General features: G+C 71.2%; 21 protein-coding genes. 2 read left to right on the top strand and 19 right to left on the bottom strand.

Going from position 1 to position 25,789, the window contains the following annotated elements; genetic code table 11:
* Window positions 1–200: 200 nt before the first annotated feature.
* From AC0699_RS15880 to AC0699_RS15855, 6 genes are all read right to left on the bottom strand, one after another.
* A complete protein-coding gene (locus AC0699_RS15880; RefSeq protein ID WP_478660214.1) occupies window positions 201–1,502 on the bottom strand; it encodes a M50 family metallopeptidase in 1,302 nt (433 codons plus the stop codon).
* Window positions 1,499–2,788: a 1-deoxy-D-xylulose-5-phosphate reductoisomerase gene (gene dxr / locus AC0699_RS15875; protein WP_478660213.1), complete on the bottom strand. Its 1,290-nt coding sequence runs from the start codon at window positions 2,786–2,788 to the stop codon at window positions 1,499–1,501. Before dxr ends, AC0699_RS15880 begins: the two co-directional genes overlap by 4 nt.
* A gap of 46 nt (window positions 2,789–2,834) precedes the next feature.
* Complete coding sequence (locus AC0699_RS15870; protein ID WP_478660211.1) at window positions 2,835–3,593, bottom strand: hypothetical protein; 759 nt, start codon at window positions 3,591–3,593, stop codon at window positions 2,835–2,837.
* 54 nt (window positions 3,594–3,647) lie between these two features.
* A complete protein-coding gene (gene aroA, locus AC0699_RS15865; protein WP_478660209.1) occupies window positions 3,648–4,880 on the bottom strand; it encodes a 3-phosphoshikimate 1-carboxyvinyltransferase in 1,233 nt (410 codons plus the stop codon).
* Between the two features lie 196 nt (window positions 4,881–5,076).
* Window positions 5,077–7,059: an acyl-CoA dehydrogenase family protein gene (locus tag AC0699_RS15860; protein ID WP_478660207.1), complete on the bottom strand. Its 1,983-nt coding sequence runs from the start codon at window positions 7,057–7,059 to the stop codon at window positions 5,077–5,079.
* Between the two features lie 172 nt (window positions 7,060–7,231).
* Complete coding sequence (locus tag AC0699_RS15855; RefSeq protein ID WP_478660205.1) at window positions 7,232–7,447, bottom strand: hypothetical protein; 216 nt, start codon at window positions 7,445–7,447, stop codon at window positions 7,232–7,234.
* Between the two features lie 600 nt (window positions 7,448–8,047).
* On the opposite strand from AC0699_RS15855, the gene AC0699_RS15850 reads away from it, so the two are divergent.
* Window positions 8,048–11,086 carry an AfsR/SARP family transcriptional regulator gene (locus AC0699_RS15850; RefSeq protein WP_478660203.1) on the top strand — a complete coding sequence of 1,013 codons (3,039 nt, stop codon included), beginning with the start codon at window positions 8,048–8,050 and terminating at the stop codon, window positions 11,084–11,086.
* Between the two features lie 28 nt (window positions 11,087–11,114).
* On the opposite strand, the gene AC0699_RS15845 is transcribed toward AC0699_RS15850, so the two are convergent.
* Complete coding sequence (locus tag AC0699_RS15845; RefSeq protein ID WP_478660201.1) at window positions 11,115–11,303, bottom strand: hypothetical protein; 189 nt, start codon at window positions 11,301–11,303, stop codon at window positions 11,115–11,117.
* A 215-nt stretch (window positions 11,304–11,518) separates the two neighbouring features.
* Between AC0699_RS15845 and AC0699_RS15840 the strand changes: the two genes are divergently transcribed.
* Window positions 11,519–13,420, top strand: coding sequence for an AfsR/SARP family transcriptional regulator (locus AC0699_RS15840; protein WP_478660199.1), 1,902 nt, complete (start codon window positions 11,519–11,521; stop codon window positions 13,418–13,420).
* Between the two features lie 102 nt (window positions 13,421–13,522).
* Here AC0699_RS15840 and AC0699_RS15835 read toward each other — a convergent pair whose 3' ends face one another.
* The 12 genes from AC0699_RS15835 to AC0699_RS15780 all read right to left on the bottom strand — a co-directional run bounded on the left by AC0699_RS15835 (window position 13,523) and on the right by AC0699_RS15780 (window position 25,652).
* Entirely contained in the window at window positions 13,523–14,287 is a 765-nt protein-coding gene (locus AC0699_RS15835) for a thioesterase II family protein (protein ID WP_478660197.1), read from the bottom strand.
* Window positions 14,277–15,443: a M20/M25/M40 family metallo-hydrolase gene (locus AC0699_RS15830; protein WP_478660195.1), complete on the bottom strand. Its 1,167-nt coding sequence runs from the start codon at window positions 15,441–15,443 to the stop codon at window positions 14,277–14,279. Before AC0699_RS15830 ends, AC0699_RS15835 begins: the two co-directional genes overlap by 11 nt.
* A 5-nt stretch (window positions 15,444–15,448) precedes the next feature.
* Window positions 15,449–16,861 (bottom strand): condensation domain-containing protein, encoded by a 1,413-nt coding sequence (locus AC0699_RS15825; protein WP_478660193.1) that lies wholly within the window; start codon window positions 16,859–16,861, stop codon window positions 15,449–15,451.
* Complete coding sequence (locus tag AC0699_RS15820; RefSeq protein WP_478660191.1) at window positions 16,858–17,136, bottom strand: acyl carrier protein; 279 nt, start codon at window positions 17,134–17,136, stop codon at window positions 16,858–16,860. Before AC0699_RS15820 ends, AC0699_RS15825 begins: the two co-directional genes overlap by 4 nt.
* 23 nt (window positions 17,137–17,159) lie before the next feature.
* The gene (locus tag AC0699_RS15815) at window positions 17,160–18,272 is read right to left on the bottom strand and encodes a hypothetical protein (protein ID WP_478660189.1); all 1,113 of its coding nucleotides are present in this window, start codon (window positions 18,270–18,272) and stop codon (window positions 17,160–17,162) included.
* On the bottom strand, window positions 18,269–18,418 hold the full coding sequence (locus AC0699_RS15810) for a hypothetical protein (protein WP_478660187.1): 150 nt from the start codon (window positions 18,416–18,418) through the stop codon (window positions 18,269–18,271). The genes AC0699_RS15815 and AC0699_RS15810 overlap by 4 nt, the downstream gene beginning before the upstream one ends.
* Window positions 18,415–20,013, bottom strand: coding sequence for an acyl-CoA dehydrogenase family protein (locus AC0699_RS15805; RefSeq protein WP_478660185.1), 1,599 nt, complete (start codon window positions 20,011–20,013; stop codon window positions 18,415–18,417). Before AC0699_RS15805 ends, AC0699_RS15810 begins: the two co-directional genes overlap by 4 nt.
* Window positions 20,010–21,743 (bottom strand): fatty acyl-AMP ligase, encoded by a 1,734-nt coding sequence (locus tag AC0699_RS15800; protein ID WP_478660183.1) that lies wholly within the window; start codon window positions 21,741–21,743, stop codon window positions 20,010–20,012. The genes AC0699_RS15805 and AC0699_RS15800 overlap by 4 nt, the downstream gene beginning before the upstream one ends.
* Before the next feature lie 325 nt (window positions 21,744–22,068).
* Complete coding sequence (locus AC0699_RS15795; RefSeq protein WP_478660181.1) at window positions 22,069–22,809, bottom strand: DUF4097 family beta strand repeat-containing protein; 741 nt, start codon at window positions 22,807–22,809, stop codon at window positions 22,069–22,071.
* Between the two features lie 11 nt (window positions 22,810–22,820).
* Entirely contained in the window at window positions 22,821–24,950 is a 2,130-nt protein-coding gene (locus AC0699_RS15790; RefSeq protein WP_478660179.1) for an MMPL family transporter, read from the bottom strand.
* Between the two features lie 108 nt (window positions 24,951–25,058).
* Window positions 25,059–25,316 (bottom strand): hypothetical protein, encoded by a 258-nt coding sequence (locus AC0699_RS15785; RefSeq protein WP_478660177.1) that lies wholly within the window; start codon window positions 25,314–25,316, stop codon window positions 25,059–25,061.
* Between the two features lie 3 nt (window positions 25,317–25,319).
* On the bottom strand, window positions 25,320–25,652 hold the full coding sequence (locus AC0699_RS15780) for an ArsR/SmtB family transcription factor (protein WP_478660175.1): 333 nt from the start codon (window positions 25,650–25,652) through the stop codon (window positions 25,320–25,322).
* Window positions 25,653–25,789 lie beyond the last annotated feature (137 nt).

Genomic DNA, 25,789 nt, shown 5'->3' with positions numbered 1-25,789 from the left:
GTTCCCCCGGGTGAACACAGCAACCGGGGGTCCGGGGGTCGTCCCCCGGGTGAACACAGCAACCGGGGGTCCGGGGGTCGTCCCCCGGGTGAACACAGCAACCGGGGGTCCGGGGGTCGTCCCCCGGGTGAACACAGCGATCGGAGCCCCGAGGGCCCGCGGCGGAGCCGCTGGTGTCACTGCCCCGGGAAACACCGGCGCTACGAGATCTTCACCGGGTTGACGATGTCCGCGACCAGCACGAGCAGCGTGAAGCAGATGAAGATCCCCGCCACCACGTACGCGACCGGCATCAGCTTCGCGACGTCGAACGGTCCGGGGTCGGGCCGCCGGAACACCCTGGCGACATGGCGTCGCACGGACTCCCACAGGGCCCCCGCGATGTGCCCGCCGTCGAGCGGCAGCAGCGGCAGCATGTTGAACAGGAACAGGGAGAGGTTGAAGCCCGCGAGCAGCATCAGGAACGTCGCGACGATGTTCTGCGTGGGTGCGTCGAGGTTGAGCACCTCACCGCTGATGCGCGCGGCGCCGACCACACCGACCGGGGAGTCGTCCTTGCGTTCGCCGTCGCCGAAGGCCGCGGCCCAGAGGTCGGGGACCTTGCCGGGGAGGCTGATGATCGACTCGACGCCGTTCTCGAACATGTCGCCCATGCGGTCCAAGGACTGGCCGAAGGTCTGCGGCACGATCTCGGTCCTGGCGGCGAAGCCCAGATAGCCGGCGGGGACGAACTTGCCGGCGATGACCTCTCCGTCCGAGTCCTTGGCAGCCACCAGGTTCTTCTGCAGGGTGGGGTGCAGGACCTGCTCCTGGCCGTCGCGTACGACGGTCAGGGTCGCCGGGCCGATGGTGGCCCGGATGCGCTCGGACAGCGTGCCCCAGTCGTCTACCCGCTCGCCGTTGAAGGCGACGATCTTGTCGCCCGCCCGCAGGCCCGCGGCGTGGGCGGGCGAGACCGGGTCGCCCTTGGCGCACGTGTCGCGCTTCTCGCTCTGCTCGATCACACACTTCTGGACGCCCGCGACCTCGGTCGTCTGGGTCGCGAAGCCGAAGGTCATCGAGATGCCGAGGAAGATCGCGACGGCGAGCACCAGGTTCATGAACGGGCCCGCGAACATCACGATGACGCGCTTCCAGGGCTTGCGCGTGTAGAAGAGCCGCGTCTCGTCGCCCGGCTGCAGCTCTTCGAAGGCCGCGGAACGAGCGTCCTCGATCATTCCGCGCCAGGGCGAGGTGGAACGGGCCTCGATACGGCCGTCTGGTCCCGGCGGGAACATCCCGATCATGCGGATGTAGCCGCCGGCCGGGATGGCCTTGATTCCGTACTCCGTCTCGCCCTTGTGCCGCGACCAGATGGTGGGGCCGAAGCCGACCATGTACTGGGGCACTCGGATGCCGAAGAGCTTGGCCGTGGAGAGATGGCCGAGCTCGTGCCAGGCGATGGAGAAGAGCAGTCCGACGGCGAAGAGCGCTATGCCGAGGACCGTCAACAGAATCGTCATGCGCGAGCCTCCGCTGTCGCCTTCGCTGTCTTTTCAGCCTGTGCTGTCTTTTCAGCCTGTCCGGCCAGTTCCCGTGCGCGGGCGCGCGCCCAGGTCTCCGCTTCCAGGACGTCCGACACCGTCAGCGAGGTTCCCCGGCCGGGGGTTCCGTGCTCGCCGACGACTGCCGTGACCGTATCCATGATTCCGTTGAACGGCAGCCGCCCCGCGAGAAACGCGTCCACGCATTCCTCGTTCGCGGCATTGAACACCGCAGGCGCCGTTCCGCCCAGCTCCCCCACGTGCCGGGCGAGTCCCACGGACGGGAAGGCCTCGGTGTCGAGCGGGAAGAACTCCCAGGTGGAGGCCTGCGACCAGTCGAAGGCGGGCGCGGCGTCGGGCACCCGCTGCGGCCAGCCGAGGCCGATCGCGATCGGACCCCGCATATCGGGCGGGGTGGCCTGCGCGAGGGTCGAGCCGTCCGTGAACTCCACCATCGAGTGGACGTACGACTGAGGGTGGACGACGACCTCGATGCGGTCGAACGGAATGTCGTAGAGGAGATGCGCCTCGATGACTTCCAGGCCCTTGTTGACCAGGGTCGCGCTGTTGACCGTGATCACCGGTCCCATGGCCCAGGTGGGGTGCGCGAGGGCGTCCTCGGGGGTGACGTCAGCCAGCTCTGCCTTGGTGCGGCCGCGGAAGGGCCCGCCGGAGGCGGTGACGACGAGTTTGCGGACATCGGCGCGGGTGCCTGCGGCCAGGGACTGGAAGAGCGCGGCGTGCTCGGAGTCGACGGGGATGATCTGGCCGGGCTTCGCCAGCGCCTTGACCAGCGGGCCGCCGACGATCAGCGACTCCTTGTTGGCGAGGGCGAGCGTACGCCCCGCTTCCAGGGCGGCGAGGGTGGGGGCGAGGCCGATGGAGCCGGTGATGCCGTTGAGCACGGTGTGGCAGTCCGAGGCGGCGAGCTCGGTCGCCGCGTCGGGACCCGCGAGGATCTCGGGGAGCGACTCGCCCGGCCCGTACTGCGCCCGGAGGGCCTCCTTGAGCGCGGGCACGACCTCTTCGCGCGCGACGGCGACCGAACGCACCCGCAGCCGGTGTGCCTGCTCGGCGAGCAGACCGACCCGGCCGCCGGCCGCGGAGAGGCCGGTGACACGGAAGCGGTCGGGGTTGCGCAGCACCAGGTCGATGGCCTGTGTGCCGATGGACCCGGTGGAGCCGAGGACGACGATGTCCCGGCGGCCTTCGGACGGATCGAAGGCGATGTGCGGGTCGGCGAGGGGGGATGGGCTGTCGCTCATGCCCCCCATTGTGGCCGCATCCGCTGTGCGCCCGGACAGGGTGTCCCTACGCGCCCTTGCCGCCCCCTGCGGAGAACTTCTCCCACTGCGCCGTGATCACTTCTTCCGGGACTCCCCCGATGTCCTTCGTATCGGTGATCTCACCGCGGAAGGACAGCGTGGTGGAGCCGGACCGGACGATCGTGAGGTACTCGTACAGCTTCAGCTTCCCCTTCACGTCGAGGATGGTGAAGCGGTACGCCTTCGCCTCGTCGCCGACGGCGGGCGCCTTGGCCGGCTCGACCTTCAGATACTTCGCTTTCGCGATGGCGCGCACCTCGGTGAATCCCGCGGCGCACTTCTTGCCTGCGCTGTCGAGGGCCTTCATGACGCCGGCCGCGCCGTCGCCCCCGTACGAGCGCAGCTGAACCGTGACGGTGGTGCCGGTCATCTCGTCGGGAACGTCGACCTTGCGGTGCACCTCGGCGGCGGGGTGGAAGGACGTGGCGGCGGAGGCGAGGCTGACCAGGGGCTGACAGATGCCGGGGTCGGCCGTGTAGTCCTCGCCCAGCGGTGTGCCGAGGCTGAACTCGGAGGCGGTGTACTTGCCGACCTTCTCGCCGTCGGTGAAGGCGAGGGCGGTCAGCTGCTTCTCGGTCAGCGCACCGGCGGCGGGGGCCGCGGTGGCCTTGGCGCCGTCCCTGGGCTTCTCGTCCTGCTCCGCGTCACCGCTGCAGGCAGCTGTGCCCGCCAGTACGGCACCGGCGAGCGCGACGGCGGCCGCGCGCCGCGCCATCCGGTCCCTCTGGTTCCCCGCCCCGAACATCCGTGCCCCATCTCCGTGTTGACCGTGATCGACGCTCGATTGTGGGGCCGCGGGTCAGTTGCTGTCGAGAAGCGTGGCGAAGACCTCATGGAACCCGGGGAACGTCTTGCGTACGCAGCCGGGGTCGTCGTACGTCATGCCGGGCGCCCGTAGTCCGGTGACGGCGAACGACATCACGATGCGGTGGTCCCCGTGGGTCGTGATCTCGGCGGCGCGGGGTGTGCCGGGCCGGATCTCGATCCAGTCGGGGCCGGTGGTGGCGGTGATGCCGAGACGGCGCAGGTTCTCCGCGCAGGCCTCCAGGCGGTCGCACTCCTTCACACGCGTGTTGCCGACGTCCTCGATGCGGACCGGTCCGTCGGCGAAGGGCGCCACCGCGGCGAGGGTGGGCATCGTGTCGGAGATGTCGCGCATGTTGACGGTGAGTCCGCGCAGCCGGCCGGTACCGCGGACGGTGGTGCCGGCCTCGGTGACCCGGACATCGGCGCCCATCCGTGCCAGGACCTCGGTGAAGCGCAGATCGCCCTGGAGTGCGCCGGTGCCGAGGCCGGGGACGGTGATCTCGCGGCCGGGAGTGACGGCTGCGGCGGCGAAGAAGTAGCTCGCGGTGGAGGCGTCCGGTTCGACGGCGTACGTCGTGGCCCGGTAGCCGCCGGGCGGGACGGTGAACGTGTCGCCGCGCCGGGTCACTTCGACGCCGAAGGCCCGCATCATCGCGATCGTGATCTCGACGTACGGGGCGGAGACGAGGTCCGTGACGGTGATCCGCAGGCCCTCGGCGGTGAGCGGCCCGAGCATCAGCAGCGCGGTCAGGTACTGGGAGGACTGGCCCGCGTCGAGGGTGAGTTCGCCGCCCTTGATGCCGTGGGCGGCGATGCGCAGGGGGTGGTGGCCTTCGGCCTCTTCGTGGCTGAGGTCCACACCGAGGGCGCGCAGGGCCTCGGTGAGCGGGCCGAGCGGGCGGCGGCGCATCTGCGGGGAGGCATCGAAGCGGTAGCTGCCGTGTCCCGCGGCGGCGAGCGTGGGCAGGAAGCGGGCGGTGGTGGCGCCGTCCCGGCAGTACACATCGGCCTCGGTGGCCGCGGGGCCCTGCGGCCTGCCGTCGATCCGCCAGGCGCCCGGTTCCCGCGCCACGCAGTAGCCGAGGCGGGTCAGGCCCTCGGCGAAACCCTCGGTGTCGTCGGACACGAGGGGGCGTACGAGGGTGGTCGTCCCGTCGGCCGCGGCGGCGAGGAAGAGGGCGCGGGCGGTGACGGACTTGGAGCCGGGGATGTCGATGACGGTCACGGCGCCATCCTGCCGCCGGACGGTGCCGCCGGACCGGGGTGTCCACACCGTGGACGACGGCCTTCCCGGGGTCACCCCAGGCCCCCGGGGCGGGCGCCGCACGAAACGGCGCCCTCCCCGGGGTTGTGCCACCCGTTCCTCCTCAGGGCTTCGTCCTGGGGGACCGCCCTGAAGAACGGATGCCACAACGGGGTTGTCAGCGAATGGGACGGTGGACGTTCTCCCGTGTCGCCGGGCCCGGTGTCGCGTCCGCGATCCAGGGGCCGTCGCCGCTGGGGTCGATGACGCCTTCCTCAAGCCACGTGTGGGCGCCGGCCAGGATGTCGTTCACCACCTTGCGGTCGAGATCGTCGGTGTTGGTCCAGAGCCGGCCGAAGAGTTCCTCGACCCGGATACGGGACTGCCGGCAGAAGGCGTCGGCCAGCTGGTACGCCTCGCGGCCGTGGTCGCCCTTCTTGCGGAGGAGCTCCGCCCGTACGCAGGCGGCGCTCATCGCGAACAGTTCCGCGCCGATGTCGACGATCCGGCCGAGGAAGCCCTGTTTGGTCTCCATCCGGCCCTGCCACCGGGACATGGCGTAGAACGTCGAACGGGCCAGCTTGCGCGCCGAGCGTTCCACGTAGCGCAGATGGGTGGAGAGGTCCACATGGCCGCGCGGGTGGAACTCGGCGAACGAGCGCGGGAGTTGGCCGGGCCCGGCGACGAGCTTCGGCAGCCAGCGGGCGTAGAAGGCCGTGGCCTGGGCGCCTGCCTTCGCCTTGTCGCCGAAGGACTTGTCCGGGTCGATGATGTCGCCGGCGACGGCGAGATGGGCGTCGACGGCCTCGCGGGCGATCAGCAGGTGCATGATCTCGGTCGAGCCCTCGAAGATGCGGTTGATGCGCAGGTCGCGCAGCATCTGCTCGGCGGGGACGGCCCGTTCGCCACGGGCGGCGAGCGAGTCCGCGGTCTCGAATCCGCGGCCGCCGCGGATCTGGACCAGTTCGTCGGCCATCAGCCAGGCCATCTCGGACCCGTACAGCTTGGCGAGGGCCGCCTCGATGCGGATGTCGTTGCGGTCCTCGTCGGCCATCTGGGACGACAGGTCGACAACGGCCTCCAGGGCGAAGGTGGTGGCGGCGATGAAGGAGATCTTCGCGCCGACGGCCTCGTGCTTGGCGACGGGCCTGCCCCACTGCTCGCGCACGGCGGACCATTCACGGGCGATCTTCAGGCACCACTTGCCGGCGCCCACGCACATCGCGGGCAGAGACAGCCGGCCGGTGTTGAGCGTGGTCAGGGCGATCTTGAGGCCGGCACCCTCGGGGCCGATACGGTTCGCGGCGGGAACCCGGACCTGGTGGAAGCGGGTGACGCCGTTCTCGATGCCGCGCAGGCCCATGAAGGCATTGCGGTTCTCGACCGTGATGCCGTCGGATGCCGCTTCGACGACGAAGGCGGTGATGCCGCCCTTGTGGCCCTCCGACTTGGGGACCCTGGCCATGACGACGAGGAGGTCGGCGACGACACCGTTCGTCGTCCAGAGCTTCACGCCGTCGAGGACGTAGTCGTCGCCGTCCGGGACGGCGGTGGTGGCCAGCCGCGCCGGGTCGGATCCGACGTCCGGCTCGGTGAGCAGGAACGCCGAGATGTCGGTGCGGGCCAGGCGCGGCAGGAAGGCGTCCTTCTGCTCCTGGGTGCCGAAAATCTTCAGCGGCTGCGGTACGCCGATCGACTGATGCGCGGACAGCAGCGCGCCGATCGCCGGGCTCACGGTACCGACCAGGGCCAGGGCCTTGTTGTAGTACACCTGGGTGAGGCCGAGCCCGCCGTACTTCGTGTCGATCTTCATGCCGAGGGCGCCGAGCTCCTTGAGCCCGTCGATCACGGCGTCGGGGATACGGGCCTCGCGCTCGATCAGAGCGCCGTCGATCTCTGTCTCGCAGAAGTCGCGCAGTTTGGCGAGGAACTCCTCGCCGCGCTGCACGTCGTCCTCGGACGGCAGCGGATGTGGGTGGATCAGGTCGAGCCGGAAGCGGCCGAGGAACAGCTCCTTGGCGAAACTGGGCTTGCGCCAGCTCTGCTCGCGCGCAGCCTCGGCGACCCGGCGTGCCTCACGCTCGGTGACCTTTGGTGCCCCGGTGACCTCAGGGGTCACGGTGACCTTTGGGGCGTCCTGCGGAGTGGATGGGGCGGACATGAGGGACTCACCTCGCCGCTGAATCGGGGGCGGCCGGGCGGAATTACCGCACGGTGCTACTCGTCCGTATCTACCCGATTCTCGACCACCTCACCAGTCCTGCGGAGCAGCCGGGTGTATGGGGTCCGCGCTACCACAAAAGGACGGCCGGAGCCCCCGCACAGTGGGCCCCTTACAGCCCGGACCAGGCCATGGGCGCCGAGCTGGGCCAGCCAGCGGCGTCTGGGACGTCCGTCTCGCGGCCGGGCAGGTTCTTGACCTGCCGGGGGCGGACCCGGATCACGTTCAGGTCGTCGGCCGGCAGGTAGTGGAACGGCTTCCGGTAGTCCGAGGCCGCCTCGATGCGACGACCGATGGAACCGCAGCGCCCGGCCAGATGCCTGATCATTACTTTTCGCGGGTCAGAGCCGCATCGGCCCGCTTCGCACCGGACCTCCGGTGTCCGGATCACCTCTCGTTGGCCTCGCGCCGCTTGCAGCACGAGGGCGAGGCGCGCCGCACTCGCCCTCGCTCTCGAAGTACACAGCGGCCGGCTCCAGTACGCGGTTGCGAAGTAGCCGTACCCTCGCCGGGCCCTGCGAGGCGCGTCCTGTGTCACGAGCACCCGCAGCAACAGGGGCGTAAGTGAGCGGCCGGGGCCTTGCATGACCGTGTGATGCCAGGTCGGCCAGGGTACGGCACGGCCGAATGACGTCGCTCGAACGACGCGCCGTTGTATTTGAGTTGAACGGCAGGACGACCGACTGCCAGCCTGCACGTGTGCAATGCAGCACACCACACTGACTGCACCTGCCGCTGGACAAGCGGACCACAGAGCCGCAGAGCAGCTCCGCGTGCCCCGGCACACGTGCGCCTGGGCGCCTCGCCTCGAGTCCGGCAAGAGCGGATTGGCTGAAACCCATCGGCGATTTGGGTCCTGTGCGCATGCCTGCACAGAATGGACGCCGTGATCATGGATCACGGTGAGGGGCGGGAGGAACACGGGGCTGTGAGCAAGATCGTATTCAGGCTGCTCGGAACGCTGGACGTCCAGATCGGTGGGCAGACCCTTACGCTCGGCAGCTCACGCCAACGGACCGTGCTGACCACACTGCTCCTCGCACGCAACCGAGTGGTTTCGGTGGACCGTCTCATCGCCACGGTCTGGCAGGGGCGCGAACCCGCCACCGCGCGCAACCAGATCGCCATCCTCGTCGGAGCGCTGCGCAAGCTCTTCAAGGACGCTGCGGGCGTCGACGACCTGATCGTCACCTCGCACCCGGGCTACATCATGATGCTCGGCCAACACCGCCTGGACATCGCCGAGTTCGAGGAGCGGGCGAGTCGGGCCCGGGACGCCGCGCGGCGCGGCCAGCTCGTTGAAGCGAGTCGGTACATCGAGGAGGCCGTGAGTCTGTGGCGGGGCCGGGTGCTGGAGGGCACAGCCGGCGAGCCGGCGGAAAGCGCCGCCACCCGTCTGGAAGGGCTGAGGCTCGACCTGCTGGAGGAGCGGGCCGGGCTGCAGCTGCAGCTCGGACGGCACCGCGCGCTGATCGGCGAACTGACCGCGCTGGTGCGCGAACATCCGCTGCGAGAGCAGGCGCGCAGCTGGCTGATGCTGGCGGAGTACCGCTCGGGACACCGGGCCCGCGCGCTGGAGATCTTCCGGGAAGGCCGCGAGATCCTGGTGGAGGAGCTCGGCTTGGAGCCGGGCCCGGTGCTGCAGTCGATGCACGATCTGGTGCTCCGGGACTCCCCGGACCTGGCGCCGCCACCCAGTCTTCCCGCTCCTGCCGTGATCACCACGGTTCCTGCGCAGCTGCCGGCCAACGTCGCGGCCTTCTCCGGTCGCGAGGAGGAGCTCTGCCGGCTCGACCGTCTGCTGGACGAGGGTTATGGCGCCCGGCCGCTGGCCGTGGGCTCCATCTCCGGTGTCAGCGGTGTCGGTAAGACGGCCCTCGCGGTGCATTGGGCCAACCAGGTCGCCTCCCGCTTCCCGGACGGCCAGCTCTTCATCGACCTGCGCGGCTACCACGAGACCGACGAACCGGTACTGCCCGGGGCGGCGCTGGACCGGCTGCTGCACTCGCTCGGGGTGCCGGGCGCGCGCATCCCGGCCGACCTCGACGAGCGGGCGGCCCTCTACCGCAGCGTCCTCAGCGCCAAGCGGATGCTGATCCTGCTGGACGACGCCCGGTCGTTCGAGCAGATACGCCTCCTGCTGCCCGGGGCCGGCCGGTGCTGCGTACTGATCACGAGCAGGGATCCGATCGATGACCTGACCGGAGACTTCGCCATGCGACGGATCGGCCTGCCGGTCCTGGAGCAGGACGCGGCCACCGCTCTGCTCGCCCAAGTGGCCGGGCCCGACCGGTTCACCGCCGATCCGGAGGCCGCGGCCCGTCTCAGCGAACTCTGCGACCGGCTCCCGCTCGCCCTGCGCATCGCGGGAGCCCGGCTGGCGGCACGCCCGCACTGGTCGCTGCGTTCCCTGGTGGAGCGACTGGAGTGCGAACGGCGCCGGCTCGACGAACTCAGCCCCGGCCAGGGCGGTATCCGGGCCGGGCTGCGGCTCAGCTACCGGGACCTGCCTCCTGCGGCGGCGCGGATGTTCCGCTGCCTGGGTCTGCTCAAGGTGCCGGACTTCGCCCCCTGGGTGGGCGCCGCTCTCCTGGACACCGAGCTGTGGGAGGCCGAGGACCTCATCGAGCAGCTCGTCGACGCGCAGCTGCTGGAGGTCGTCCAGGGACGGGCCGGTTCCGCGCCCCGGTACCGCTTCCACGACCTGCCCCGCCTGTACGCCTGTGAGCTGGCCCTCGCCGAGGACAGCGAGGACGAGCGCAACACCGCACTGGGCGGGGCCTTCGGTGGCTGGCTCGCGCTGGCCGACGAGGCCCACCGCCGGGCGGAGGGCGGAGGGAACGTGCCGCGCACCGGATTGGATGTCTGCAAGGAGCTGCCTGCGTCACTGGTGGATGACCTCCTGCGGGAGCCCATGGAGTGGTTCGAGACCGAGCGCCGCGCCATCGTCGCCGTTGTCGCGCAGGCGGCGCAGAGTGAGGCCGGCAGCGGCTTGGCGCTGTACAGCTGGTCGCTCACGGCGTGTGCTACGCCGGTCTTCGAGACCCGCCACTACCTGGATGACTGGCGCTGCTGCGCCGAACAGTCCCTCGTGGCCGCCCGGCGCGCGGGCGCCACCGCGGGCGAGGCGGCCATGCTTCGCTCGCTGGGCTCACTGGCCATCAACGAGCGCCGCTACGAACGCGCCCAGGACCGGCTGATGCCCGCACTGGAGCTGTTCCGGCAGGCAGGTGACGTGTACGGGGGCGCCCAGGTGCTCCGCTTGCTGGCGATCTGCGCGCACTTTCGCAGCGACCTCGCCCGTGCCGCAGCGTTTGTCGAGGAGGCCATGGAGGTCTTCCTCCACATCGGGGACGTGCGCGGTGCGGCGCACGCCATGGGCCTGTTCGCGCAGATCGAGGTGGAGCGCGGCAACCTTGCCAAAGGGATCGAGCTCAGCGAGCGCGCGGTGGCCACGAGCCGGGAGGGCCGTCTGTGGCGGGCCGAGGCGCAGAGTGTGCACTGGCTCGCGGAGGTGCTGCTGCGCAGCGGTCAGCCGCGCCGGGCGGCCGCCGCCAGCCGCCGGGTCGTGCGGCTGACTCAGGAGGGCGGGGACCGCGTGGGGGAGACCTACGCGCTGCGTGCCCTGGGCGACGCCCTGTGGCGGACTGGTGAGCTCGCGGAGGCGCGGTCTGTGCTGGACCGGGCCCGGGAGATCGCGGACGAACTCTCGGACGACTTCCTGTTCGCCCGGATCGAGGCGGACCTCGGGTGCCTGGACGCGGTGGCGGGTACGCCCGGCGGCGCGCAGCGGATCGGCGGGGCCCTGAAGACGTTCGCCGCGCTGGGGGCGAAGGTGTGGCAGGACCGTACGGAGCGCCTGCTCCGCGCCGTGGAGGCCGCGGAGCCGGGCGTTCCGGTACCGGCCGCGGCGCTGGCCGCCCTGCTGGAGGAGCCGGGGTGTCACAGCGCCCCACGGGGCGGATGACGCCTCGGCGCAGCGGCCGGTGCGGGAATCAGTTCCAGGGATAGTCGTCGTCGGATTTGGTGATGTCCGCCTGGGCCGACGCGGACAACACGACGGTCGCTGCCGGGGTGCCCTGCGACGCCGTCACGATCTGCGCGACGGCCGCGCCGAGGAACACGGCCATGCCGATGAAGAAACCGGTCATGGTGATCCCTGTGGTGCTGCTGCTTCCGCTCATCAGAATTCCCCCTCGTGCGTGGTGAGCCGTGGGCGGTGGTCAGTCCGCCGGCATCGGATCGCGTCCCGTCTGCTTGTGGAGGTGAGGTTAGGCAGCGGTTCTATGACGCCCCTATTTTTCTTTTCAGTCGATGAAATCGATACAAAATCAGTCGAACACAGGGATTGGTCAACATCGGTAGGTTGAGCAAGGACCATGAAGCTGAACGGGGAACCATGGATTTTCGCTTGCTTGGCCCGGTCGAGGTATGGCGCAACGACCTGCGCGTCGACCTCTCGGGCACGAAGATGCACACACTGCTGGCGGCGCTGCTGCTGGCCAGGGGGAAGGTGGTGCCGGACGCACGGCTCAGTGCGCTCCTTTGGGGGATGAACCCGCCGACCACCATGAAGGCGCAGATCTACACGCATGTCTCGCGCCTGCGCAAGTTGCTCGAACCGGAGACCTCCATCCACCGGCGGTCTCCCGGATATGTTCTGGAAACGGGCGAGTACCTCGTCGACATGGTGGAGTACGACCGACTCGACCGCCTCGGCAGACAGGCCCTTCGGGAGAGACGCTTCGAGGAGGCGGGAACGCTGCTGCGCAGCGCGCTGGAACTGTGGCGCGGGCCCGTGCTCGCCAATGTCACGGAATTCCTGGTGGCGGAGGAGGGACCGCTGTGGGACGAGGGGCGGGCAGCCACTCTGGAAAACCGGGTGGAGGCGGATCTCGCCCTGGGCAGACACCAGCAGGTCATCGCTGAACTCACCCGCTTAGTCGCCGATTTCCCGCTGCGTGAGCGGCTGCGCGCCCAGCTGATGACCGCGCTCTACCGGTGCGGCCGGCAGGCCGACGCCCTCCACGTCTTCCACGTCGGCCGTTCCGTGCTCGCCGAGGAGCTGGGGGTGGATCCGGGCAGCGAACTCACGCACACCCACCAGGCCGTGCTCCGCGGCAGCCTGGACTACCACGGTGCTGACGCCGAACGGGCGACCCCCGGTGCCGGCGAGCGCCCGACCGCGGCTGTCGCGCCGCCGTCGGGCCCCACGGCCTTCGGTACGGGCACGGGCGCCGCGCTGTTCGCGGCACCGGAGCAGGTGCCCGCGATGCTGCCGCCGGACACGGCCGCCTTCGTCGGCCGGGACCGTGAACTGGCGACGATGGCGGCGCTGCTGAAGACGGCGGACGGTTCCGGCGGTGCCCCCGCGGGCGGGCGCCGTCTGCTGATCACCGGCATGGCGGGCGTGGGCAAGACCGCTCTCGCCGTCCATGCCGCGCATGCCGTCCGGGAGCGGTTCCCCGACGGCCAGCTCTACGCGAACCTGGTGGGATCCGACGGCCGGCCCGAGCACCCGAGCGGGGTGCTCGTACGGCTGCTGAGGTCGCTCGGCCACGAGCCGCCCCCGACCGTCCGGCACGATCTCGACGAACTGGTCCGGCTCTACCGAACCCACACCGCCGGGCAGCGGCTGCTCGTCCTGCTGGACAACGGCGTGGACTGCGCTCAGCTGGCGCCGCTGCTGCCCGCCAGCCCGCACGCCGCCGTCCTGGTCACCGGGCACGCACATCTGGCCGTGGCCGTGGGCCCGGAGACCCTGGCGCTCGAGCCGATGTCCGACCGCGAGTCGCACGCCGTGCTCCGGACGGCAGTCGGTGCCGCACGGGTGGCGACCGAACCGCAGGCAGCCGCCGAGATCGTCGCCCACTGTGCCGGGCTGCCGCTCGCGCTGAGGATCGCGGGGGCACGGCTCGCGTCCCGACCGCACTGGTCGCTGGCGCAGCTGGCCCGGCGGTTCGCCGAGCCGGCCGGCGGGCTGCGCGAACTGCGCTTCGGCGACCTGGACCTGGAGCGTTCGCTGCGGACATGGCTGGCCCGTACCGGCGGCGAGAGCGAGGAGCTGCTGGCCCGTCTGTCCGTCCTGGGTGAGCGGCCGTTCACGGCGTCGGCGGCCGCCACGGTGCTGGGCCTGTCCACCGCGGACGTCGAGGACGTGCTGGAGGAACTGGCCGACGGCGCGCTGCTGGAGACGGTCGAGGCGGGCGAGTACCGCTTCCACCGGCTGGTTCTGCTGTACGCGCAGCGCCGGTCGGTGCACCGGCCGCAGCCCGTGATGCCCTCGCTCGTGGCGGCGTAGCCCTGCTGTACGCACACTGCGTGGCCCGACGGCTCACCACCGTCGGGCCCCGCTCGGCACGATGCCACCACTCCGCGCACGACCGCGCACGACCGCGGGCGGTCAGCGCGTCAGCGCCGCTGCCACCACGGAGAGCACGGCCTGCTGCCGCTCTCGCAGATAGAAGTGGCCGCCGTCGAACACCTCCACCGTGAACTCCTCGCCGCACACGTCCGCCCAGGCCTCCAGGTCCTCGGCCGGCACGGCCGCATCCTGCCGTCCGCCCAGGGCGGTGACTGGCACGGCCAGCCGCGGCCGGGGCCGGTACCGGTACGTCCCGCACAGTTCGAGATCCGCACGTATCACCGGCAGCAGGATCTCCAGCAGCTCCGGGTGGGCCAGCAGTTCGGCCTGCGTCCCCTCCAGTTCGGCGAGGAACTCCCGTAGGCCCGCGTCGTCGCGCAGATGGACCTCCCGGGTCCGCCGCGGCAGCTGAGGTGCGCGGTAGGACGAGACGAAGACGTGGACGGGCGGGCGGCCTCGCGCGATGAGCGCGTGCGCCAGCTCGAAGGCGAGCAGCGCACCCATGCTGTGTCCGAACAAGGCGTATTCGTCACGTACCCCGGAGTGCGCGGCCACTGCGTCGGCCAGCCGCGCGACGAGCGTCGCCGCCGACCGCACCGGCGGTTCCCCGAACCGGTCCTCGCGGCCCGGCAGCTGGACGGGCACGGCCCGGACGTACGGGGCGAGGGCGCCGGACCAGGTACGGTACGCCGTCGCCCCGCCGCCGGCGTGCGGCAGGCACAGCAGCGGGAGGCCGGCTGCGGGAGCGCCGGCCACCGCCGGGAACCACGGGTCGCCGTACGTCTCCGGCCGGTCAACGAGCATCGGCGTCCCGGTTCCCGTACTCGATCACCGACTGGAGCAGGGCCTGGCAGCCACGCACCAGTTGGGCGTCCGGGGTGTCCTCCTTGGGCGAGTGGCTGACGCCGCCCGTGCTCGGCACGAAGAGCATGGCCGTGGGCACGTGCTGGGCCAGCACGCTCGCGTCGTGGCCCGCGTAGCTGAGCAGCCTGCCCAGACGGCCGCCGGTGATACGGCAGGCCCGCTCAACGGTGTCGCAGAGTGCCGGGTCGAACTCGGTGATCTGCTTGGCCGAGATCCGCTCCACCGAGACGGTGCAGTTCTCGTCGGCGGCCGTCCAGCGGGCGAGAGTCTCCAGCTCGCGGGTGGCCTCGGCGAGCGCGTGGCGCGAGCCCGACCGCCACTCGACGACCAGGCGCGCCTCGCCGGGCACGACGTTGGGGGCACCCGGCACGAGCTCGATGAAGCCGATGTTCATGACCATGTCCTGGTCGATGCCCAGGACCACCGGCTGCACGCGGCTCGCGAACTTCATGGCGGCGCGGCCGGCGTCGGCGCGGTCGGCCATGGGCGTCGTACCGGCGTGGTTGGTCTCGCCGAGGAAGGTCACCGTGAAGCGCTGGACGCCCACGATGCCCTCGACCACGGCGAGTTCGGTGCCGGCAGCCTCCATGCGCGGACCCTGCTCGATGTGGAGTTCCAGGAACGCGGCGATGTCGCGGATGCCCTCGCCGGAGCAGAACGCGCTCGACCCGGTCAGGCCGCCGGTCGAGTCCGGGCGGGCGCCCTCCTCGTCGAAGAAGCCGACGATCTGCAGCGACCGCGCCGCTGGGTGCCCGGCCTCGTGCAGCGCCCGCAAGGTCTCCAGCGCGGCGACGGCACCGTACGCGCCGTCGAGCCGCCCACCCGCCGGGACGGTGTCGGTGTGCGAACCGATGAGCAGATACGGGCCGCTGCCGCCCGGTGCCGTACCGAAGACGTTCCCGATGGCGTCGACGCGCGGGACGAGGCCGGCATCGGCGATGCGCCGGGCGAACCAGGCCCGGCCCTCCGCGTCGGCCGCCGATCCCGCCACGCGGTCGACGCCGCCGTCCGGCCGGCCCCCGATCGAGGCGAAGTGCGCGAGATCGTCGAGGAAACGCTCCTCAACGACGATGACGGGTTCGAGGGTCGTGGGCATGGACATCAGCGAACACCCCCTTGGGGCGTGAGGACGGTTCCGGCACCGGAGCCGAGGGCCAGAAGCCGGGCCCGCTCGGCCGCGTCGACCATGGAGACGTCCGCGACGCGGCGTTCCGGGTCGGCGACCGCGGCCTCGGTGAACCGATGGAAGTGGCGGGCGAACCGCTCGACGGCGGTCCGCTCGAAGAGCCCGGTGTGATAGCGGAAGGAGATCCGCAACGACGCGGTGCTCTGGAGGAATTCGACCGACAGGTCGCACTGGCCCTCCTGCTGCGGCACGTCGAAGGCGCGGACGCGCAGCCCGCCGACCTCCAGCTCGCGCCCGGCAGCCTCACCCGCGGCCAGCAGGTCGGCCAGGGGATCGAGCCGGTTGGTCGTCACCATCGTGGCGGCGACCTGTGTGATCGGCGGCCGGCTCGGGTCGTGCGGCAGACCGAGCGCCTTGGGCAACAGCGCGAAGGGGTAGCCGACGCGGCCCATGCCCTGCCTGATCTGGTCGTCGAGCGAGCGGAACAGCCCGGAGAAGGTGGTCGACCGGTCGAAGTGCGCGGTCAGGGCGAGCGAGTTGACGAAGTAGCCGACCAGGTTGCGGGCCTTGTGACCGGCCCGGGTGGTCGTGGGCCAGCCGACGAGGAAGTCGTCCTGTCCGCTGTGCCGGTGCAGGGTGCACTGGAAGGCGGCCAGCAGCAGGACGAACGGCGTGACGCCCGCGCCGAAGGCGGCCTCGCGCAGCCGGGTGGTGAACTCGTCCGGCAGCCGCAGCTCGTACGTGGCGCCCTCGAAGGTCTGCCGGGGCGGCCGGGGCCGGTCCGTGGGCAGCTCCAGCACGTGGGGTGCCTGTGCGCACACGCGGCGCCAGTACTCCTCCAGTTCGGCCCGCCGTGGCGAGGCCAGCAGCTCACGCTCGGCGGCCACATGGTCGTTCCAGGTGAGCCGCAGCGGTCCGGCGGACGAGGTGCCGCCCGCACCGTACGCGTCGAGCACGTCGCGCAGGACGATGCCCTGCGAGTACGCGTCGGTCGCGATGTGGTGCGCGGTCAGCAGCAGGACTGCGTCGTCGTCGGTGCGCCGGACCAGGTCGGCCCGGAAGGCCGCCCGGTCCAGGTCGAACGGCTCCGTGCTGAGCGACCGTACGAGGGCGTGCAGCTCGGCGTCGTCGACCGGACCGGCCTCCCGCACGCGCAGGTCCGGCGCGGCGGAGGCGGTGACCACGCGCCGCAGCTCCCCGTCCTCCTCCCGGAACGACGAGCGCAGCATGTCGTGCCGCCCGGCCGTGGCGGCCAGGGCGCGCCGCAGGGTGCCGAGCTCCAGCGGCGTGCGGATCCGCACGGCCGCGGCCACGTTGTACGCCGAGCTGTCCGGCGCCATCCGGTGCAGGAACCAGAGCGCCTGCTGGCCGACCGACACGCCCGTCATCGGCGGCCCAGTACGTCGTGCAGGTGCGCGGTGAGCGCCGTGACGCTGGGATGGTCCCATGCGACGGTCGGCTCGACCTCCAGCTCGAAACGGTCCTCGATGTCGCCGCACATCGTCATGGCGTAGACCGAGTCCAGGCCCATATCGACGAACTTCATGTCGGGGGAAACGCTCTCGGCGGGCACTTCGAGGTAGAAGGCGACGCGCTCGATGAGCCAGTCGCGGATCTCGTCGTCGGTGGCGGTGGCGGTGGTGCTGCCGACGGTGTCTGTCATGGGTGGTGTGCTCCTCATCGTGCTCATGTACGGGGAAGCGCGGTGCAGGCCAGGTCGAACGTGAACCCGGCGTCCGCGCGGGCCAGCAGTTCGTCCAGGACCCGCCCGCGGGTGGTGTCGTCCAGCGGCTGCGGACGGTGGCCGAACCGGGTGCCCAGCCGCTGCCGCACCGCGTCCACGAGGCCGTCCGGCACGGGCAGTTCGCATGGCAGGCGCGTGGGAGCCGCGGTGTCCGGCAGGGAAGCAAGGTGGAGCAGCGCGGGCAGGTCCCGCAGCTGCTTCTGGAAGATGCCGTGCGGCCCCTCGCGCAGGTACGAGCGCGCGCCGAGCAGTACCGTCAGCTCGTGACCGGCCTGCCGGATGACGTCGTTGATCAGGCCGGAGACGCCGGGCAGGCCGGTGAGGCCGTCACAGATCAGCACGTCGAGGAAGACCCCGGCCAGCAGGTTCCCCGAGTGCGGGATGTCCACGACCCGGCGCCCGTAGAGCATCCGGTGACGGGCGAAGTCGAGCGCGACGCGCAACTGGCTGTCGAGCGCCCCCACGGCCATGCTGGACAGCAGCGAGGGGATCTCCGGTCCGTGACGGTCCAGGACCCCCGAGCCGGGCAGCGGGCAGCCGTGGAAGGTGTACTCCGCCACCGCGCAGCCTTCAAGGGCGATCAGTTCCCGCGCGGGACCGCGCTGTACGTGCGCGGAGGGCAGCGCGGTCAGGTCGAGCAGCAGCCGGGCGGGCGTGCCGTCCTCGGTCCGCAGCCCGAGCACCGCGTAGCCGTGCGGGTCCGGGCCGAGCACGTGGGCGCGCCCGCTGAGTGCGCCCCCGGCCAGGCGCAGCCCTGAGTCGGCCGCGACGGCGAACGGGGCGGCGTGCGGCGGACGCGGCAGACCGTGGGCCGCGGCGAGGCCGGGCACTCCCAGCCGGGCGGCGAGCGCCGTGTCCCGGCGGAAGACCGTGCGGCCGAGCGCCACCAGTTGGTCCCGGCCCGATCGCTCCCCCAGCAAGGGCCCGTGCAGGACGTCGTCCGCGGCCGTGAACGGTTCACGCCTCTCGTCCGCCGCCAGGATGGCGTCGAAGCCGAGCGGGTTGGCCGGATCGAGCGGATCGCCGAGGCGCTTCTCGGCGAGTACTGCGGTCATCGGGGTGCCTCCTCGGGCCGGTGGACGGGGAGCTGCTCGGTGGCTTCTTCCGGTGTGGCCGGCGGGAGCCCGAGACGGGCGAGCAGAGGTTCCGGATCCACCACCGGTCTCGTGATCAGGTGGGTCACGGCGGTCGTCGCGGTCATGGCGTCGCCTCTGCGCCGTCGCGGCGCCGCAGCAGCTCGGGCAGGAGCGAGTCCGTGCCCGGTGCCTCGACCGGGTGGCCGAGGCGGGCCAGCAGCCGGGCCAGACAGACCTCCAGCCAGCCGGTGTCGGGCCACCGGTCGCGGTTGTGCGTCCACAGCTGCGCGCACGCGCAGGCGGCGAACAGCACGGTGTAGCGCTCGGCGAGGTCGAAGGCCTCCGGCCTGGTGTCCCGGGCCGAGGGGCGGATCCGCACCATCTCCGCATGCACGTCCTCGGAGATTCGGCGCAGCTCCTCGACGTACGGCACCGCGTCGTCCAGTGGCGCCTGGGTGAGCGTGCAACCGCCGAGCGACATCAGGCTCAGCCGGTCCCGGTCGAAGGCCGGGGGCGCGGATCCGAGCGTGGTGGCCGCTGCCAGTCCGGCCGCGTCGAAGGCCCCGCGCCGCCGGCCGCGCACGAGCAGCGTGAACTGGTTGACCAGTGCCAGCAGGTTGACCACGGAGTTGCCGTCGAAGATGCCGACGATGCGGTGGTCGCGGGCCACCTTCTGGAAGGCGCCGTCGGCCGTGTAGGCCTCGGCCCCCACCACTGTGGCCAGGCGCTCGATCATCGCGTCCACGGTCGCGGGCAGGAAGTGCTTCACGGCGGCGGACACGACGCTCAGTTCACCGGTGAGGGCGTGCAGCGAGCGGGCCGCGACCAGCGACACCGCCTCGACGGTGAGGAGGTCGGCGTAGGCGTCGGCCAGGACCGCCGCCACCGCCGGGTCCTCCTCGGGCCCGCCCTTCCCCAGCGCGAGCTGCAATGCGTGGTCGGCCGAGCCGAGCGAGAGCGCGGCACAGAGCGTACGGGTGAGCTGGAGGCTCTTGAGTACGATCTCGGCGCCTTCGCCGGGAGCCCCGATCATGGCTCCGGCGGGCACGGACGCGCCGGTGAACGCGATGCCGCTGATGTCGGTGCCGCGGATGCCGTGGGTACGGACGGCGGGCAGCGTGCGGTAGGTGTCCTCGGGCAGGTCGCGCTTGTCGACGGTGAACAGGCTGAACCCGCGGCTGCCGCCACCGGCGTCGGTGCGGGCCAGCACGCACAGCCGGCGCCCCCGCGTCGCGTTGTTGATCAGCCATTTCTCACCGTCGAGCCGGTACCGGCCCGGTACGGGCGCGGCCGTCACCTCGCCCGCGAGGATGTCGCTGCCGTGGTCGCGCTCGGTCAGGCCGAAGGAGTGCACGGTCCCGGCCATGACCTCCTTGGCTGCGAGAGCGGCCTGATCCGGGGTGCCGGCCACCCAGGTGCACACCGCCCCGAGGTAGGTCGCGGCATGCCCGATGGCGGTGGTGAGGTCGCGGGCGGCGACGCGGCGCACGATCTGGAGCAGTTCCTCGTAGCTGCGCAGGCGTCCGCCGTACTCCTCGGGCACGTAGTGCGCGAGGAGCCCGTGTGCGTTGAGCTCGGCGACGATCTCGTCGGGGAACTCCTCGGCGCGGTCGAGCTCCAGGACGCGGGAGGCGCAGAAGAGGCGGTCCGGGTCGGCGGGGTCACCCAGAGCGCGCTCGAACGCGTCCGCCAGGGCGACCGGGTCGTAGGGGAGGGTCATGCCGCAGGCACCTCGGCGCGGTAGCGGTCGCGGACCGGACCGTCCAGCTCCTCGTGCCGGGACTCCAGCTCGCCGTCCATGAAGAGCTTGCGCATCAGGGAGCGCTGGATCTTGCCGCTGGTGGTCTTGCGGATCCTGCCCGGGCGCACGAGCACGACGTTGGCGACGCGTGTCTTCAAGTACTCGCCCACCAGGCCGCGCACCAGCGCGGCCAGTGCGGCCAGGTCCCCGTCCTTGGCCGCGCGGACCTCCTGGACCACGACCAGTTCCTCCTCCGGCGCGGGCACCGTGAACACGCTGGCCGCGAGGCCGGCGAACGCCTCGTGCCCCGCGGTGACCTCGCGCTCGACGTCGTGCGGGTACACATTGCGGCCGTTGAGGATGATCATTTCCTTGATGCGGCCGGTGATGTGGAGCTCGTCCCCGTGGAGCACGCCCAGGTCGCCGGTGCGCAGGAAGCCGTCCTCGCCCTCGGCGTTGCGGGCGTGGAAGATCCGCTCGGTCGCCTCGGCGTTGTTCCAGTAGCCGCGGGCGACGCTCTCGCCGCGCAGCCAGATCTCGCCGACGTGGCCGTCGGGCAGCGTCCGCATGCTCTCCGGGTCGACGATCCGTATGTCGAAGCCCGTCACCCGGCCGCTGCTGACCAGCCTCAGGCCGCCGGGGGCCGGCTCGAAGACGTGCTTCTCCAGGGCGGCCGGGTCGACGGAGGTGACGACGGGGGCACGTTCGACGGGCGTGCCGACCACGAACAGGGTGGTCTCCGCCATGCCGTAGCAGGGCAGCAGCGCCTCCCGCCTGAACCCGGCCGGCGCGAACCTCTCGGCGAACCGGTCCAGGGTGGCGGCGCTGACGGGCTCGGCGCCGTTGCAGGCCAACGTCCAGCGGGACAGGTCGAGCCCGGCGATCTGGGCGTCGGTGAGCCGGCGGGCGGCCAGGTCGTACGCGAAGTTGGGCGCGCTGCTGACCTGGACGCCGTGGTTGGAGATGGTCTGGAGCCACAGGTGCGGCCGCTTGAGGAATTCCATCGGTGACATCACGTACGCCGTGGTGCCCACGAACAGCGGCTCCAGCAGCAGCCCGATCAGCCCCATGTCGTGGTACATGGGCAGCCAACTGCACGTGCGGGTGGAGCTGTTCAGCCCCATCCGGTCCCGGATCAGGGTGAGGTTGGCCAGCAGCGCGGCGTGGGAGACCATCACGCCCTTGGGATCGCTGGTGGAGCCCGAGGTGTACTGGAGGAAGGCGAGCGCCTCCCCCTCCGGGCGGCACCAGGCGGCCAGTTCGGCCGGCTCGGCGGTGAGCGCGTCCGAGGCGAGCACGGTGGCGGTCAGGCCCTCCCGGTCACGCCACTCGGTGACGTCGGCCAGGGTGGCCGCGTCGGTCAGGACCGCCGTCGCCGCGGTGTCGAGGGCGACGCCGGTGGTACGGCTCCGGCGCCCACGCGTGCCCTCGGGCAGCGGGCAGGGAACGGCGACCACACCGGCGTACATGCAGCCCAGCAGCGCGGCGGCGAAGGCGGTGCCCGTCGGGTACAGCAGCAGGGCCCGGTCGCCGTGGGCGCAGTGCTCGGCGAGCCGCACCGCGACCGTGCGGGCCGCCGCGTCGAGTTCCGCGTAGGTCATTGCTTCCTCGACGAGCCCGCTGGCGCGGTACCGGATGTGCACCAGCGCCTCACGGTCGGGGACCGTGCGGGCGTGGCCTGCGAGGGTGTCGATGAAATCGGCGGGCATGGCTGGGGCGTCCTCTCTGCGGGGCTTGCTCCGCGCTTGCCACGGGGGCGTGCGGGATGGTCCCCTGTGCCGAGGAGGTACGTACGCACATCAGGCACGCCTGTCGGCGTGGTGGTACACCTCCGAGGGCCGCCGAGTGGCCGCTCGGCGGCCCCGAACTCTCCAGGGCCGGGGCTGATGGTGGATTGCCCCTCCATGCTGCGAGTGACTTCTATACGGCGCCCATGCCGTTCCTACGAAGAGCGTCCGGACATGCAGCCGCCCCGCACCGGGCGACGGGGGACACCAGGTGCGGGGCGGCGGTTCTTGGGGGGAGGCGCGTCGCTCAGGAGGCGGAGATCTCCACGTCGCCGGAGGAGGCCTTGGCCGTGAGCGTGGACTTCGCGGCCGGGTCGCTGGGGACCTTCACCTCGCGCTTGCCGGAGGTGGTGGTCACGTCGACCTTGTACGGGCCGCCCGGGACCTTCAGCGTCATGCTGCCGGAGCCGGTGTCCGTGGCGACCGAGGAGGGCGCCGTGGTGAAGTCCAGCCGGGTGCTGCCGGAGTCGGTGCGGACCTCGGCGCTGGGGCCGGCCAGCGCGGTGCCGGTGACGGCGCCGGAGGAGGTCTCGACCTTGAGCGGACCGGCGATCCTCTCGGCCTTCACCTCGCCGGAGCTGGTCGTGACCTCGGCGGCCGCGACACCGGTGACGCTGATCGTTCCGCTGCTGTTCTCCAGCTTGACCTTGGCGGAGGCCGGGACCTTCAGCTCGTAGTCGACGTAGCAGTTGTCGCAGCCGTTGGTGAAGGTCAGTACTCCTGCGGTGACCTGCTGCGTGGGCCTGGGCTCCGCGGCGTCGCGGTAGTGCACGGTGCGGTGGACGGTCACACCGGGGCCGGTGCCGGGCGTGATGCGGATGGATCCGCGCCGGGCATCGGTCACCTCGACCGAGGTGACGGCCTCGGAGACCGTGGCGTCGGCGGTGGTGCTCTTCATCTCGCCGTCCGTGTCGGAACATCCGGTCAGGAGGAGGCCGCCGGCGGAGAGGGCGGCGAGCAGCAGGGCGTGGCGTCGGTCGATGGTCATGGCGTTGCTCCTCATACTCGGACAGGGTCCCCCGCAGGAGCCTGCGCCTTGTCGCTATCGTTCTTATTTACGTGCAGGTCAGGGGCGTCGTCGCGGCGCCGGGCCAGCTTGTTGGGCCACCAGAAGCGGCGGCCGATGTCCGTGGCGAGGCCGGGCACGAGGACCGTGATCACCAGCAGGACCTCCAGCACGACGCCCAGGCCGACCATGACGCCGATCTCGGCCATCGCGACCAGCGGCAGCACCGCGAGGACGGCGAAGGTGGCGGCGAGGACGGTGCCGGCGCTGACGACGACGCCGCCGGTGGAGGAGAAGGCCCGCTGCACGCCCTCGCGCGGGGTGCCGTACGCGGCCTCCTCACGCATCCGGTCGACCAGGAAGATCGTGTAGTCGACGCCCAGGGCGACCAGGAAGATGAATCCGTAGAGGACCAGCGAGGTGTCCACGGCCGGCCAGTCGAAGACGTGGCGGAAGAGCAGCCAACTGGTGCCCAGGGTGGCGAAGTACGAGACCACGACGGCGCCGACCAGGATCAGCGGGGCCACCAGCGAGCGCAGCAGCACGATCAGGACCAGCACGGTGACCACCAGGGCCAGCGGGATGATGACCTTGCGGTCGTGGTCCTGGGCGCGGGCCACGTCGAGGGTCGCCGCGGTGTTGCCGCCCACCAGCACGTGGGCGTCGGGGATCTCGGCCGCGGCCCTGCGCATGCGGTCGATGGTGTGCTGCGCCTCGGGGCTGTTGGAGGCGTCCTTCAGGATCACGGAGAGGGAGGCGAGCTTTCCGTCGGTGGACAGGCGCGGCTTCTGGATCGCGGCCGTGCCCTCGACCCGGAGCACCTTCGCGGCGCCTGCGGCGTCCTCGGCGTCGACGATCACCCGTGCGGGCCGGGCCGCGCCGCCTGGGTAGTGCTCGGCGAGCAGTTCCTGGCCGGCCACGGAGCCGGTTTCGGTGCGGTAGATGTGCTTGAAGTCGAGGCCGGTCTGGACGCCCATGCTGCCCAGGCCCAGGGCGCCGAGCACCAGGAGCGCGGCGACCCAGGAGACGCGGGGGCGGGCGGTGACGCCGGCGCCGATGCGTGACCACAGGGTGGGCTTGGCGGCGAGGGGGGCGTTGTGGCGGGGTACGAGGGGCCAGAAGACCCAGCGGCCGAAGAGGACCAGCAGCGCGGGCAGCAGGGTGAGGGTGGCGAACAGGGCGCAGCTGATGCCGACGGCGGCGACCGGGCCCAGCGCACGGTTGGACTTGAGTTCGGCGGCGAGCAGGCACAGCAGGGCCAGGCAGACGGTCGCGGCGGAGGCCACGATGGTGGCGGACGACTTGCGCAGGGCCGCCTGCATGGCCTCGTGGCGGTCCTCGTGGGTGCGCAACTCCTCGCGGTAACGGGAGAGCAGCAGCAGCGCGTAGTCGGTGCCCGCGCCGAAGACGAGGACCAGGAGGATGGCGGCGCCCTGGCTGTTGACGACCATGCCGGCGTGGGCGGCCAGCAGGTAGACGACGGCCTTGGCGAGTTCGGCGGTCACACCGGCGACGATCAGGGGCAGGATCCACAGCACCGGGCTGCGGTAGATGATGAGCAGGAGCAGGGCGACGACGCCGGCGGCGACGTACAGAAGGGTCGTCTCGACACCGCCGAACGCGTCCGTGGAGTCGAGCTTGTCGCCGGCGGCGCCGGTCAGCCGGGCCTCCAGGCCGTCGGGGAGGTCCTCCTCTGCCTGGGCGCGGACCTCCTTGATCTCCTTGGGCTTCGCGTCACCGTCCATGATCACCGCGAGGCTGAGCGCCTTGCCGTCCTGCGCGGGGATCGGAGCGGGGACGGGGCGGCCGGTGAGCTCGGAGATCCGGGCCCGGTCCGCGTTCACCTTGGCGAGGTCGGGGCCGGTGAGCTTGGCGTCCCTGGCGTACACCACGACGCCCGAGAGGTCGTCACCGCCTTTGAAGCGATCGGCGAGTTCGGCGACGGCAGTGGACTGGGCCCCCGAAGGCAGGGCTTGGGTGAACTCGTTCTTCTGGGCGCCGGTCAGCTTGCCGGCCAGGGGCACGGCGACGGCGGCAAGGATGAGCCAGGCGGCGAGGACGAGCCATTTCGACCTGCGGCCGCACGGCATGAGCGCGGAGAGCACTCGTTCGCGAAGGGACACGGGAATCTCATTCCGTGGAGGGGATGACGCACATCAGGACTTCACTTGTGGCGCGGGGAGTGGTCCGTACCTCGGGTGGCCGCCCGGTGGTCCGGAACTCCCGTGCGGTCATTCGACTTCGCGCATCATCTTCTCCATGGAGTCGAGGCGGACCTTGATGTCGTTGATCTCGCCGACCAGCTGTCCCTGCCGCTCGCTGATCTGCTCCAGCAGCTCGCGGTAGCCGTCCTTGCTGGCGGCTGCGCGCGACTGGTAGATCTTCACGGCCGCGAGGGCCGCCGCGACGAGCACCACGGCGATCACGGTCAGCAGCGTCTTGTCGCCTGAGCCCGTCCAGGAGCTCGCTGCGTAACTCGTCGCGTACATCGTCTACTTACCAGCTTTCTCGTTGTCTTCGGTGAGGGTCGGAACGAGGGCGGCGATGGTCGCCGGACCCAGTTCGAAACCGAACGGCGCGACCTCGAAGTACTTCATCGCCTTGCCGTTCTCCGACACTTCCAGGGCTCCGGTGATCAGCCCTGCGGCCTCCAGACGCTGCAGATGCATGTGCAGGAGGGGCCTGCTCATGCCCATGTCGCGCGCCAGCTGACTGACGTAGTTCCGTCCGTCCGCCAGCGCCGCCACGATCCGCAGACGGTGCGGATTCGCAAGCGCCGAGAGCATCCTCAGCAGTTGGTCACCTGTCATTGTCTCGTGACTCATGGCCACATCCTCTAACACGTGTAAGAAGATTCTTACACGTGCCCGACTGATCGTCAACACAAAGGCCCGCACGACGCGTTGCGTCGTGCGGGCCTTCCTCGCCGCCGCGAGAACTACCTGCTCATCGCCTCTTCAAG

Source organism: Streptomyces sp. NPDC043870 (assembly GCF_056435785.1).
The sequence above is the reverse complement of the archived record's forward strand: the minus strand, read 5'-3'. Positions and strand labels throughout refer to the sequence as shown.